The organism is Salimicrobium halophilum, from assembly GCF_900100295.1.
Classification (GTDB): domain Bacteria; phylum Bacillota; class Bacilli; order Bacillales; family Halobacillaceae; genus Salimicrobium; species Salimicrobium halophilum.
In genome coordinates this window covers 82,849-97,183 of the sequence record NZ_FNEV01000003.1, presented here as the reverse complement: position 1 = coordinate 97,183, position 14,335 = coordinate 82,849, and the positions used below count along the sequence as shown (strand labels likewise).

Genomic DNA, 14,335 nt, shown 5'->3' with positions numbered 1-14,335 from the left:
ACATAATGATAGTGATTTGACTGATAAAAGGAGAGAAGGAAGAAAAAATAACAACGAACTTCTCTTCAGTTAGAGAAAGCTCGTTGTTAAAATTTCAGGAAACTTTGCTGAGAGGTCTGTTATCCCTGATAGTACTAACCTGGGATATTGAGGAAATTGTTTTCGATAATCACCGATTTATCCTGCATCGATTCAGGTAGAGCAAAAATATAATAATCTTCTTGTCCTTTTGCCAGTTCCAGTCTGATTTCGTCTGAAGTGATCGTTTTATCCGTTATCTGAAACGGCTGATAATACCCAGCATTAATCATTAAGATAGAATAGTCACGATTATATTTGAAGATTCCCGGCTCAAACTCGAGAGCTGATGCCCATTCATAAACTTCACCAGTGAGTTGCCCCATTGTAACGCGTTGGAGGGGTCCTTCTTCGTTTGGCGACCAGACACCGTCCTTGTCAAAAAGGAAGAGAACCTTCCCGATAGGTGTACTGAATGTATAAACACCTTCCTCTGAAAAGGTGAAGGTATCTCCTAATTCCACACTGTCCTGTTCACCCGCTGGTGTTTCTACCTGGATACTTCCGTATAAATTCTCTCCGGAGAACGTCACCGTTTCCGATTGTGCCACCTGAATGTCGCTGTAAATAGGGGTGCCGTTGATGAGAAGGGAAGGTACTTCCGGATCTTCCTTTTGTTCCTGTTCTTTGAAAAAGGATTCCAGTTCTACCCTTGTCTCTTCCTTTGGTGTTCCTATGTCATTCAGGTTTGCAAGGACTCCTTCATAAGGATAGCGGACGACTTTGAAGTCTTCGGCGAAGCTCTCTGTGTAAGAGTTCTCGTAGGTATCATCAAAGGAGGAGTAATTACGTATCTCTTCGTATCTCTGTCTTGGCGGTTCGAAAAAGTAATCGAACATATGTCCAAGCTCGTGATAAAAGGTTTTCACCGGATCCTCCTGAAGAGCAGAGAGATAAATTGTACTGTCCGAACTTTTGGCGAAGCCATTGATTCCTTCAAAAGTGAAAGGAGTGCTTACTACCGTGATGTTATCCGTGTAGGACGTATCATATGGGTAGTCCAGCAATGCATTGTATATTTTTCTATCCACCTCAAAAGAGCCTTCGTTCCTATCATCCGCTTCCAGAGTAGCTTGTTCTTCGTTATACGTCACCGAAGTAGCCGGATAGTTATACTGGTTGAAGTAAAGCAGGTTATATCTTGCTTTCATAGCACGTTTCAGGGCATCCAATTTGGAATGGATAGCTGAAGTGTAAAAATGAAAGCCATTGACTTCAAGATAATTACTGCTAACTTCTTCGAGTTCTTCCTGCAGTTGTTCCATCTCTCCAAAGAGCTGTTGCTTTGAAATCTCCTGTTTCAGGTAAGTACGGTCCTTTTCCACCCATTCCCAGTAAGGAAGGGAGTGGAGTGCATCAATCGTCGTGTTTTTGGCGTATGAAGGTAAGGGTTTATCCGATGTGAAAGATCCAAGGTGCTCTCCATATGGATGTACATCAAAAGTTCTGGAAGCACGACTGACCAATTCACGTCCGTTGCTGTCCCGGAGTGTTTTTTGTACGACTAGTGTGTAAGACTCTCCTACTGTATAACTCTCCTGAGGTGCTACTTTGAGACGGTCGAGGTCAGGTACGGAAATGTTCACGGGATGCTCGTAACCTTCAGAGTCCTTGACGTAAACATGCTCCCGGGCTGCTTCGAGAAAAGGCTGGCGATCCGTATCCATATTTTTGTTGAAATCGATCGTCCAGGTTTTGTCAGGGGTGACACTCCACGTATCCTCAGCGTTGATGATTACCGGAAACGAAAGAAATAGAAATAGAATAATAGCTGTAATTCTCCAGTTCATTCATTCACCTCATTCTTATTATTCTTAGCGGATAACAAACTCTTGTTGAACGGCCGTATTGATGGTTTCTCCGCTTTCCGTCCGTATATCATCTTCTACGTAAAGAGTGTACGATCGGTTTCGTTCATAGCCGAAAAAGGGAGGAGCCACTCGTATGAATTCATCCGCATAGGAGATACTAATCCTCTCCTTATTACCCTTTTGATCCGTGACATAAACATTCCCTTCCAAAGAAGAGGGGGCGACGGGTTGGTTGAACGTTACTGTCCATGTTTTATCTTCTTCTACTGTCATCGCTTCGCTGAAACGTTCGAAGAGTGCTTCTCTTACAGCAACTGCGGGAAATACAGTGCCATAGCCGTAGTAGACATCTTTGCCGGGGGTCCCGAGATCAACGGCTGCCTCCTTCATGATATCTTCTACCTCTTCCATGGAAAGGTCGGGATCGATGCTTGCAACCATAGCAGCGATGCTCGTGAACAAAGGCGCGGAAAAAGAAGTACCGCTCTGATAACTGTAGGTGCCACCGGGATCGGTTGTAAAAATGTATTCGCCCGGAGCTGCAAAATCGACTGAAGAGTTGTAATTAGAAAAATCAGAATGGGTAAGGTTGTCGTTCAGCGACCCGACAGAAAAAACGGAGTCATGGGAAGCGGGGTACATGCGGGAAGAATTTCCTTCGTTTCCCGCTGAAGCGATTACGATTGCCCCTTGATCCGCCGCGAGTTCCATCGTCCTTTCTTCGGCCCTCGAATATGTATCCGACCCGAGACTCAGATGAAGGATATCCGCATTGTTTTCAAGAGCGAAATTTACGGCCCGGATGATATCAGAGCTTGTTCCTTTCCCTTCTTTATCCATAATTTTAATGGGGAGAATATCTATGTCATAATTTCCGGTATAGCCAGTGACTCCGATGCCGTTGCCTGAGTTGGCAGCGATCACTCCTGCTACACGGGTCCCATGGCCATTCGTATCTCTAGTGTTCGTATTGTCGTCGATGAAATTATAGCCGTCAGACCTCACTTTTCCTTTGAGGTCCGGATGAACGGCAGAAACACCGCTGTCGATCACAGCTACTGTTACGGTGTTGGAAGCTTCTTTCTCATAAGGAAAGGCTTCTTCAAAGGAGTAGGTATCCAACGGCCATTGCCGATATGTATAGGGATCATTCAAGGCAATATCTGAATGTCTGCGGGTCACACTTTCTTCAGAGATGACGTCGCTTTGTGAAGCTTTCTCAGAAGTGATCCACATATTAAGTTCCGACAGATATTCCGCATCAGCGGGGAGGTTTTGGGGGTTATCCCCAGGATCCTCGGGCATATGGATGGTCTCTTCTGCCATAAGGTGAGCAGGTATAAGTAAAAAATAGATGAATAATAACAATGAAATTCTCATCAAAGTTGTCTCCCTTCTCTTGGATGTTCCTTCTATTATCGGCAAAGAACAACTGAGTAGAAATAGGGATTTCGTCGTAGGAAAAGCGGCGACATTCTGTGAATTTGTGGGAGGGTCATGTCGGCGGTGAAGGGTCCATTACGAAAGAAATGAACCGTTCGGCACCACGCAACAAGTGTGAACGGTCCATTAATATGTAAACGGACAGTTCGACGAGTTTTCACTAGTGCTTAATGGTTCAATTCAAAAGAAATGAACCGCTCAGCACCGTGAAACAGGTATAGACGTTCCGGAAAACGCATCATCAAAAAAAGACATCGTCCCGGGGACGATGTCTCTCCAATTTTCTATTACAGCGTTCCTTTTGGTCCGAAGAATTCATAGTTGATCTGTCCTGCAGGGACTCCCCATTCATGAAGGGCTCCGTTCACGGCACGCATGAACCCTTCCGGACCACAGAAGTAGAAATCCGCATCTTTCGGTACGACAGTGCGGAGCCAGTCGAGGTCTACATATCCCGCTTTGTAATAAACACCCAGCGTTTTGTCTTCTTCTGATGGTGTTTCATAAACGACGTAGGACTGTTTCCCGGCCATTTCCTCTTTCAATCCGTGTACGCCTCCGTTTCTGGCAGCATGGATGAAATACACTTCTTTTTCATTCCGAACTTTGTTGTACATACTCATCAAAGGAGTAAGTCCGACGCCACCACTGAGCAGAACGATCGGGCGGTTACTGGATTCGTCCAGGTAGAAATCACCGGCCGGGGCACTGACCGGAAGCACGTCCCCTTCCTGAACATCCTTGTGTAACCAGGTGGATACGAGGCCAGCCGGAAGTTCGTCCGTTCCATCTTCCCGTTTTACACTGATCCGTAAATATCCTTTTCCAGGTTCGTCGGACAGACTGTACTGACGAAGTTGGGTATGGGGATAGTCCGGAATATCAGCTTTCAATCCGATATATTGCCCGGGACGATAGAAAGGGATACTCCCGCCATCTTCCGGTTGAAGGTAAAAGGAAGTGATTTCTTCACTTTCTTTTACTTTTTTTTCAACGGTGAAGTTTCTGTAGCCAGTCCAGGCACTTGCTTCGTATTTCTTCTCTTCCATTCCAATGAATACATCAGCGATTTCCCCGTAAGCTGCTCCCCAGGCTTCAAGAACTTCTTCATTCACAGCATCTCCGAGGACTTCTTTGATAGCCTTCAGAAGGTATTCGCCGACAATCGGATAATGCTCAGGCTGAATGTTGAGGCTGACATGTTTCTCTGCAATCGTGTCCGCTGCCGGAGCGATCGCGGTCAAATCATCGATGTTCTGAGCTGCCGCATTGACTGCATTGGCCAGAGCTCTCGGTTGTTTCCCTTCTTTCTGGTGAGTCATGTTGAAGACGTTTTTCAATTCAGGATGGTCTTCGAGTAACCTTTTATAAAAATGTGTCGTAATCGCTTCGCCGTGTTCCGCAAGAACCGGAACGGTAGATTTTACAATATCCCTTGTTCTTTCATCCAATTTGCTTGTAACTGTTGTAGTCATGACATATCCTCCTAAAAGATATATTTTCAATGTATATTTAATGGTAGAGGATGGTCATTATAAAAGCAATATTCAAAATACATCTTTTATGACTATTTTGTTAACGCTTAAATGGCGGATATGATAAAATGAAGAAAAAATGAGGAATGTGCCATGCGACTGAAAAAATATACCGATTACGCCTTACGCGTGCTCATTTATACAGCATCGAAACCGGGGGAGGAACTCTCCAGCAAGAAGGAAATCTCCGAAGTTTTCCATATATCTTTGAACCACCTTGCAAAAATCGTGCATGAACTTCAAAAGGAAGGCTATGTTGAAACGGTACGCGGGAGAAGTGGAGGGATCCGTCTCGCCAAAGATCCGGAAGATATAAATATCGGCGCTGTCGTACGCTTGATGGAAGATGATTTTCAGATGTTCGAGTGTTTCAGCTGTGAAACGGATTATTGTGTCATTTCACCCGCCTGTAAGCTGAAGCGCGTCGTCGGGAAGGCCCTTCGTGAATTCTTGAGGGTCCTGGATGCTTATACACTAGCAGATATCCTTGAAAACAAAGATGAACTGAAAGATTTGATGGGGATCGACTGATTATAGTCGATCCTTTTTTGATGATTATTTGAAGCGGGATGTCTTCATTTTTACATCTTTCATACGATAAATAGTGGAGGGGGGATAGATATGAAAAAAATAATTATGCTGGTACTGACCGGGATATTGCTTGGCACTGGTCCGGTATCTGCGAAAGAATCTTTTACGGATGTAGATTTCCATCACTGGGCTCATGATGAAATCGAGTTCCTATCAGGAAAAGGGATCATCAATGGATATAGTACAGGAGATTTCAAGCCGAGGGCATACATAACGAGAAAACAGGCAGCTATTATGCTGAAGCGGGCTCTCGGTTATGAGGGAGACCCGGTCCGCGCCGTATTGGATGAAAATTTATTTCACGAACCGTATTCCGCATTCCGTCCATATGAAGCGTTGAAAAGGAAAGACATGGCTCGTGCGCTGGCTAAAGCTTACAACATCGAAGGCAACGCTCACAGCCATTTTCCCGATGTATCTGAAAAACACCCTTATTACAAGTATGTGGATGCCATGAATACGTTCGCTATTACTCAAGGATACGGCGATGGAGAATTCAAGCCGGAAGTTCCGGTGAATCGTGCACAATTTGCTACGTTTATGACGCGAGTTTTCCAGACACCTTTTGAATATGAAGTGTTCAAGGAAGGAAAATCTGCGGGAACATTCGAAACTCGTCAGGAAGCCATTGATGCTGCCTCTGATCAGGAAGGTGCGATTGTGCGTCCTGATATGAAAGCGGGAGCTCTGGCACAAGTTTCTGCTCCTTTTGATGAAGGTGTCTTATTATATGAAGGGAACTACACGCCGGAGCAATTGAAGCCTTACATCAACTATCAGGAAGAGGATGGAAGCTACGCCGGCGATTTCTTCGATACATTTATCGTCCTGGATCGATACAACGATGCTCAGAAAGGATATTTGGAAGAGGATTCGAATGACCTGAACTATAGGGATTGGCAGGTGTTTCTGAATCAGGCATTCTCAACTTCCATGCTGGGTTCTCTTAACCGGGCAGCCGGTGCATTGGGCGAATCGAGAGAGGTGTACCTGATGATTCCTTATCCGAAAGATGAGGGGGTTATCATAGGAGAAAACAATGAACGCATCACGAACACGAGAACTGCCAGGGCATCCTGGGTAGACTGGTATGTGAAGAAAGCAGAAAGTATGTGGGAGAAAACCGGTTACGACAACCTTGAACTTAAAGGTTTTTATTGGGCGAACGAAACGGTCATTTCCGCAGAGGACGAACTTCTGGTCATGGATGTAAGTGCGGAGCTAGAAGCTCGTGGTCATTCTTTCATCTATTCCCCGCATGCGAAAACCACTAATCTGAAAGAGTGGGAATTATATGGGTTTGACGGCGCATACTTACAACCGAACGCTTTTAGAGAACATGGGAAAGCATCTGCTATGAAACTTCACGAAATCATGCAAATGGTGCAGATGTATGGAACGAATATCAATATAGAAATACCTTCTCATAAACCTGCCGAATATGAGGAGGGAGTCGATAATTTCAATAGGTATCTCGACTTTCTCGAGAACTATGAAGTGAACGATCAATCTACCCTTGTGTATCAGGATTTCCAGCAAATTTATCGTTTAGCCAAAGATTCCTACCCGGGATATCGGGAGCTTTACCAAAAATTATATGAAACCTTGAAATAGAAGCGTGCCCTATGAGGCAGCTTCTATTTTTTGTCTGGAAGACGATAGAATCCTCTACATTATAAGGACACATGCATGAAGTCCTGAATGATCTTCAAGGAATCGGCTTTCGACCTATTGGATTTATCTGGAGATAGGTTTATAATTTAATAGGAAAAACGTCTATTATAGTCGTCAATTATCAAAGGAGGACAAACGTGTGAGAGAAAGACAACAAAGAAGAGTCATGTTGCGATGGATGCTGCTTGTAGTTTTAGCTATTCTCCCGCTTGCTGGTACAGGGGTTGCTGAAGCTTCGACGGTATCTATCAGTGACGGAGTAACGTTCACGAAGGACAGGTATTCTGGAGATGCAGTGCAGATTTCGACGATGGATATTACGGATCCCTTTACAGAGGTTCATGTCGGTATTCCGAATCCTTTAGACAGGTTACAGCGGACATCGGATCACGCGAATTCATACATACAGCCACAGAGGCAGGTAGTTTCAGCGATGAACGGTTCATTTTTCAATACGGATCTTTTGCCTATGTATCTGATTTCGTATAAGAATCGACTTGTAAATGCAGGTATTGTGGCTTCCGGTCGCGATCAGTATGTAAATGAACCGATTGCATTCGGTATAGACAGAAACGGGGAGGGGATGATCGACCATTACGATCTCGACCTTTCCTTCGATTTCAATGAAGAAACATATACAATTACAAGTACAAACAAACAGCGTTCGGACAATAGCCTGATCATGTTCACTCCGAGCAATCCGTCAAGCACAACAGAAACGAACCCTTACGGAAAAGAAGTTGTGTTTGAAGTGACGGAAGGAGAAGAAATGGATCTTGAATTCGGCTCTACCATCGAAGCGGAAGTTGTCGGCTTCCGGGATTACGGCACGACGCAGTCGGCTACGATTCCTGAAAATGGCTTCGTCCTTTCTGCTCACGGTCAGGGTCTGGTAGGTTTACGCCCTTTGGCCATGGGTGATGAGATCGAGCTTTCCGTGGATATCGATGAGAAATGGGAAGAATCGTCCTTCATGCTTGCCGGAGGACCTCAGCTTGTAAAAGACGGGCGAGTGGATCTCTCGATAGATCCGGGAAGCTCCCGTGCCAGAGAAGTTGCTCCACGGTCGGCAGTAGCTGTGGATGAGGACGGAGGAGAAGTATACTTTGTCACCGTCGATGGACGCCAATCCCACAGCAACGGGATGAATCTTTCCCAGTTTGCGGATTATATCGCAAATGAATTAGGAGCTGAAGCGGCACTCAATATGGACGGTGGCGGTTCGACAACTATGGCCATCCGTCAGCTCGGCAAAGAGAATGTTGTTGTATCTAACAGTCCGTCGGATGGGCAGGAGAGATACGTATCCACGATTCTGATGGGAGTATCGACTGCACCTGAAGGCGATGCGGAGAACTTGGTCATCACTCCGTCCCATACGAAGAAGATGCTGAAAGGAAGCAGCCTTTCTTTTACCCCTCATTACGTGATGGATGAATATGGGAATCCGCTTGATTTCAATATCAGTGAACTTGATTACGACGTGAGTGGAATCGAAGGGAACTTTAACGGGAACACGTTTACAGCCCAAACAACAGGTCAGGGTTCGATTACAGCCACCTACCGTGAAGCGGTTCGGGAGTTTGGTGTTGAGGTCGTCGACGAGCTGCAATCGCTCACCGTCGCTCCTTCTGCCTTGAATGTAGCTCCCGGGCAGACTGAAATGCTTCAGGTGAGTGCTACAGCCAAGGACGGTTCCGAAGTGGTTACCGGAGCAAGTTCAATTGAATGGACTACCAAAGGTGATATCGGATCCATCCAGAATGGGACTTTTGAGGCTGTTAATTACCCGGCGGAAGGTGAAATCGTCGCTTCCTACGGAAATATTACAAAAAGGATCCCGGTGAAAGTCGGTGGGGAAGCAAGTAATCTTCATAATATGGAAACATTGAAATTCATAGAAGGAGATGCAGACTCGACACTCTCTCTATCAGAGAAAGAGTTCTCTTACGAAGGAAATTATTCCGTGAAATGGAGTTATGATACTGCGGACGGTACAGCTGCAATCTCTTTCGCAGATAACTATCGCCTCAGTGGCCCTGTGAAAAAACTGGGTCTCCGCGTATTCGGAAATGCTCAGGGAGAAACGCTTTCTGCGGTATTCGAAGATACAGACGGAGAAACAGCCGAGATTACGTTGACCGAGAATGTAAACTGGAATGGCTGGAAGTACGTAGAAGCTACGCTTCCGGAATCGATGGATCTCCCGATTTCTATAGATTCCCTGAACCTTTCAGGATCCCAGGAAGGTCATGTGTATCTCGATGATGTGAAAGCTATTTACGATATGGACTATAAAGAAGCTTCGTATAAAGATACGGGACTTTCTTTCTGGGCGGAAACAGAAGTTTCGACCCTTGTAAATCAGGGTGTCATCAGTGGGTATCCGGACGGAACGTTCAAGCCGAATCGTCCGCTCGATCGCCTGCAGGCGGCAATTCTTCTGACAAGAGCATTGGATCTTGATACAGAAGATGTGGCGTCTCCGGGATTCTCTGATGTGCCTGAGAGCTATCGTTTTTATGATTACATCGCAGCTGCCTACGAAGCCGGAATCATTCAAGGGAAGCAGGGCGGTGAGATTTATGATCGTACCGGTCTTTTGACCAGAGCAGAGATGGCAGTGATCATGCAACGGGCTTTCAATCTGGAGAGTGACGGGGAATCGTACTTCTCAGACAATAACAGTAACAGTTTCGCTTATGATGCGATCAGGGCTCTGGCAGCAAATAACATCACCCAGGGGTTCAATGATGGGACTTATCGTCCGTCTGAACCGTTGACTCGAACAGAATTCAGTGTGTTTCTGTACCGTGCCTTACAGTAAGTGAAGGGTCAGGTCTCCTGAAAAGGAACCTGACCTTAATTTTTTGCTGATAACACAGACTAAATGATTTATAATGAAGTCTGGTATTTTCTTTGCAGACGAAAGGTTGATGTTTCGTCTGCAAAAGTAGATAGAAGAAGCAAAGTTTTTTAGAGAGGGTTTTAAACATGAAATGGATGGATTACAAATGGGTGCTTGTATTTGTCGCCCTGTTTCTGATAGGAGTTATTATACCGGTTCCGATGGTCGGATACGCTGTAACGTTAGCGGCCGTCGTACTCTCGTTTTTGAAGCCGCGGGAGAGTTTGCTGGCGCTGATTCCCTATTTTGCTACGCGATCCTTTTTGAAGGAATTGACGCCGGCATTACGCCTTACCGGGGATCTTATGATTCTGGCCGCGCTTGCCCGCGTGTTGTGGGATACGAGGAAAGAATGGAAACGTTGGTTTTCCTTTCACCCGTTTGAATACGGATTTTTCGCTTTTCTGATAATCGGATTCGGAGCAGGGTTCCTGACGGGAGTCTCTCCAGTCGCTCTGGTATTTCAAGTCCGCGCGTTTATGATCACATACTTCGTCTTTTATATCGTACGTCTGATCGGTGTAAAAGAAGGGGACAAAACACGCTTGATGTGGGTCACCTTTTTCTCGGCACTTCTTTTGAGTATTCAGGGGATCATCGAAAAGATGTCGACTCGAACGCTGCTTATGCCGGAAGCGTGGGTGGAAAGGTTCCTTTCTCCGACGAACAGTTCCCGTATTTATGGATTGATGGACAACCCGAACGTACTGGCGACTTTCCTGACGTTCGGTCTGCTTGTTACGGTCGGATTGTTATTCAAGCAACATAAGACAGCTCTCAAAGTACTTATCGGTATTGCTCTCGTCCTTATGGCTGGTGCATGGATCATGACTTATTCACGTGGAACCTTTATAGGGATCGGCGTAGGAGTTGTCGTCTACTTTGTTCTTACAAGACACTGGAAGGGAATCGCATATCTGGCGGGAGCAATGATTATAGCCTATGTTCTTGTCGTTCTGCCGACGAATACCGTTGCAGACTGGGTAGCTACGACGGATCGCGGACAGGTGGATCGTAAGGCTGAAGATGATTCCGATTCTGACCGGTTAAAAGAAACGTTCGACCGGAGTACGTTGGAATTAAGTATGACTTCCGGAAGACTATTCATCGTTATGAAAGGTTTTGAGATATTCAGAGACTACCCTGTAGCCGGCTCAGGGTTTGGGACATTCGGAGATTCCGCTACGAAAAGCTATGTATCTCCGCTGTATGAAGATTACGGTATTCCTCGCGATACTTATTCGGATAACCAGTATATTCAGATCATCGCCCAAACCGGGGTTCTCGGGGTAATTGCTTTTGCTGTATTCCTCCTTGGAATGCTTACAGTGTTGTGGAAAGCCAGAAAAGATGTGAAAGAAGCACCACTGGTTCTGGCGCTCCTCCTCGGGGTATACGTTAGTTCTCTTGTGTATAATCTATGGGAAGATAAAGCATTCTCTACGATGTATTTCTTGCTGTTTGGCTATGTGTTCACTAGGTTCAAATCGAAATGGCCATTGCTGAATAGAGGAGGGGAGTAAGATGTCTGATCAGGATACAATCAATGAAGCGACAGGGGACCGCGAAGTGAAGCGGCTGGATTTCCGTGGCGGGGTATTCGCTGCCACCATCCCCCTCGTCTTTTTCATTATATGGGCGATCACGCTCAGCCTGACGAATCTGGTTACCGAACAGGCACTGATTCTCGGAATCGTCATTGGAGTCGCCATTGGTCTATTTTTCACAAAGTCCAAATGGGCGGATTACGCACAAGCGCTTATCAACGGTATGGCACAACCGGTAGGGATTGTTGCCATCATCGCCTGGTTCTGGGCTGGTATGTTTGCAACACTGCTATCTGCAGGGGGACTGGTCGACGGACTGATCTGGTTCGGTTTTCAGACAGGTCTTGAGGGAGGAGCTTATGTAGCAATCACCTTCCTTCTGGCTTCTTTATTTTCGACGGCTGTCGGTACCGGGTACGGGACGGTTGCTACATTCGGTATACTGATGTATCCCGCTGGTATCGTACTCGGGGCTGACCCCGTCATCCTGCTCGCTGCGATATTGAGTGGGGCTGTGTTCGGTGATAACCTGGCTCCAGTGTCTGATACGACGATCGTTTCTGCGACGACACAGGATGCAGATGTACCCGGAGTTGTACGATCCCGTTTCAAGTATTCGGTGACTGCTGCGATTCCTGCCGTCATCCTGTTTTTCCTCACAGGTGGAGGCGGAGATATGGGAGATGCCGCCCTTATCAACCAGCTTGAAAATGAAGTTACTGCAAGCGGGCTGCTTATGCTGATCCCGTTCGCTCTCGTTCTTTACCTTGCGCTGAGCGGCCAGCATCTGATTACGTCCCTCACATGGGGAATCCTTGCAGTCATTGTATTTATTCTGTTTATGGACATTCCACTGACGGACGTGCTGCACATTTACCAGAATGCATCCGGTGATGCTGTCATCGAAGGTGCTTTGATTGAAGGAATCAGTGGATACTTCAACATGGCGATTCTGATTCTATTCATCATGGCTGCTGCTCATCTGATGGAAGCGGCAGGTACGATGGATAAAATCAAAGACTTCTTTCTCGGCATCATCAAAAACGTTGCGCGTCGAGCGGAACTTACGATGTTTGGGATTGTCGCTTTCCTCAATATGTTCATAACAATCAATACAGCTGCTGAGATTGCGGCAGCGCCGTTTGTAAGGAAAATAGGGGAAGAGATGAATATCCACCCTTATCGCCGCGCGAATTTCCTTGATACGGTTACATCGGCACTTGGTTATATCTTCCCGTGGAGTGCAGGAGTACTCATCGCTTGGACGACGATCCAGAGTGCAGCGGAGAACTATGAATTTGTTCCCGTTGTTTCACCAGTAGAGGTCTTCCCATTTGTATTCCAGGGGTGGGGGCTACTGATTGTCATGTTCGTCGCTGCATGGACTGGTTGGGGACTCCGTTATAAAGGAAAACATGGAGAAGAAGTGAAACCTGATTAATTCCTGTCTATCGACAGGAATTTTTCTTTTCCACTAAATAGTTATAAGGAATCAGTCGATAAGAACCGTGTTAGAGTAAATTGATTTATATATCGAGTTTCAATGACTTTTGGAGTGGTATTATATACTTAAATGAAGACCTCGTACCGTAGAAGGGATGAAGAGAATGAAGAAAAATGTAATAGAAACAATCAATGAGAAGACGGAAGAACTTGATTTTTCTTCTGCCAGAAAATATATCGAAGTAAATCTGACCGAAGTGACAGACCAAAAACATAAACTGAGCAGGAATGCACGGGGAATTTTAGAACACATTTTGAATCAGAGAGAAAAAGGGGAAGAATCTTTAACTAGAGAGGAGATCGGAGAGATTCAAGTCGTTAATACCTATGCCCGTAGATTCGATGTAAGGGCGCTCAAGATGTTCCTGAAAGGCAAGGAAAAGCTTTTCTTGAAATCAGAAACGAGAGGATATTTGAATAATGATGCAAAGACATTGCTCTTGAGTTTAGGAGTAGTAGAAAAAGACATCAGCTGATGTTTAGAACTTGAGTTCGAAATAGAAAGCAGCACCGCGCTATGTGCGGTGCTGCTTCCTTTTTGGAACTGCTATTTTATTTGATCGTAAAGTTCATCTGGACAGCTTGTTTCAAGTTCACGTTTTCCTGCTGATCAAAGGATTGTGCAATTACAAGCGTGTATTGCTCTCCTTTAGTATAAGGCTGATCCGGAACAACATTTACGACATCTTCTTCAGCGTTATAAACGGCATCGACACTGACCAGTTCCATATTTTTATCGAACACGAAGAAGTTCAGTGCATCGACTTTTTCCTGGCTCATAGCTGTGCTGAATTGAACACTCCATGCTTTATGTTCATCGGTCGTTTCTTTTTCATCTATCTCTTTTTTCTCTTCCTGCTCTACATTTTCTTTCACTTCTTGCTCATTTTCTTTTAAAAGCTCTTGTAATTCTTTGACGTCCTGACGTTTTTCTGTGAGTTCTTCTTCAAGCTCCGTCATGAACTCAAGCTCCGTTTCTGAACCGATTTTTTTATTGACCCAATCCTTAAGGGCGCTAAGCTGATTTTCTACAGCTCCCAGTTTGTTTTCCTGAGCACCAAGTTTTCCGGAAAGGCTATTGACTCCATCGTCCATACGGTCGAGTTCTTCCTCTTCCTGTTCTTCCTCTTCTTCAGATACTACAGAATCCTCGTCCTCATCGTCAGCATCAGATTCTTCATCTTCGGAATCGTCTTCATCGTCAGCATCAGATTCTTCGTCTTCGGCATCGTCCTCATCGTCAGC

Annotated in this window: 10 protein-coding genes; 6 read left to right on the top strand and 4 right to left on the bottom strand. The window is 45.5% G+C overall.

What is annotated here, in order from left to right:
• Positions 1–134 precede the first annotated feature (134 nt).
• From BLQ44_RS06180 to hmpA, 3 genes are all read right to left on the bottom strand, one after another.
• Positions 135–1,868 carry a hypothetical protein gene (locus BLQ44_RS06180; RefSeq protein ID WP_093193014.1) on the bottom strand — a complete coding sequence of 578 codons (1,734 nt, stop codon included), beginning with the start codon at positions 1,866–1,868 and terminating at the stop codon, positions 135–137.
• A gap of 24 nt (positions 1,869–1,892) precedes the next feature.
• Positions 1,893–3,269, bottom strand: a complete 1,377-nt coding sequence (locus BLQ44_RS06175) for a S8 family peptidase (protein WP_093193013.1) — start codon at positions 3,267–3,269, stop codon at positions 1,893–1,895.
• A 350-nt stretch (positions 3,270–3,619) separates the two neighbouring features.
• Complete coding sequence (gene hmpA, locus BLQ44_RS06170) at positions 3,620–4,807, bottom strand: NO-inducible flavohemoprotein (protein WP_093193012.1); 1,188 nt, start codon at positions 4,805–4,807, stop codon at positions 3,620–3,622.
• Positions 4,808–4,960: 153 nt separating this feature from the next.
• Here hmpA and BLQ44_RS06165 point away from each other — a divergent pair, with 153 nt between their 5' ends.
• From BLQ44_RS06165 to BLQ44_RS06140, 6 genes are all read left to right on the top strand, one after another.
• Complete coding sequence (locus tag BLQ44_RS06165) at positions 4,961–5,398, top strand: RrF2 family transcriptional regulator (protein ID WP_093193011.1); 438 nt, start codon at positions 4,961–4,963, stop codon at positions 5,396–5,398.
• A gap of 90 nt (positions 5,399–5,488) precedes the next feature.
• Positions 5,489–7,072, top strand: coding sequence for a DUF4855 domain-containing protein (locus tag BLQ44_RS06160; protein WP_093193010.1), 1,584 nt, complete (start codon positions 5,489–5,491; stop codon positions 7,070–7,072).
• Between the two features lie 199 nt (positions 7,073–7,271).
• Positions 7,272–9,959, top strand: a complete 2,688-nt coding sequence (locus BLQ44_RS06155) for a phosphodiester glycosidase family protein (protein ID WP_093193009.1) — start codon at positions 7,272–7,274, stop codon at positions 9,957–9,959.
• A gap of 167 nt (positions 9,960–10,126) precedes the next feature.
• Complete coding sequence (locus BLQ44_RS06150) at positions 10,127–11,563, top strand: O-antigen ligase family protein (protein WP_093193008.1); 1,437 nt, start codon at positions 10,127–10,129, stop codon at positions 11,561–11,563.
• A 1-nt stretch (position 11,564) separates the two neighbouring features.
• A complete protein-coding gene (locus tag BLQ44_RS06145) occupies positions 11,565–13,028 on the top strand; it encodes a Na+/H+ antiporter NhaC family protein (RefSeq protein WP_093193007.1) in 1,464 nt (487 codons plus the stop codon).
• Between the two features lie 166 nt (positions 13,029–13,194).
• A complete protein-coding gene (locus BLQ44_RS06140) occupies positions 13,195–13,566 on the top strand; it encodes a hypothetical protein (RefSeq protein WP_093193006.1) in 372 nt (123 codons plus the stop codon).
• A 76-nt stretch (positions 13,567–13,642) separates the two neighbouring features.
• Here the strand turns inward: BLQ44_RS06140 and BLQ44_RS06135 are convergent.
• A partial coding sequence (locus BLQ44_RS06135) for an Ig-like domain-containing protein (protein WP_176757445.1) occupies positions 13,643–14,335 on the bottom strand: 693 nt, incomplete at its 5' end.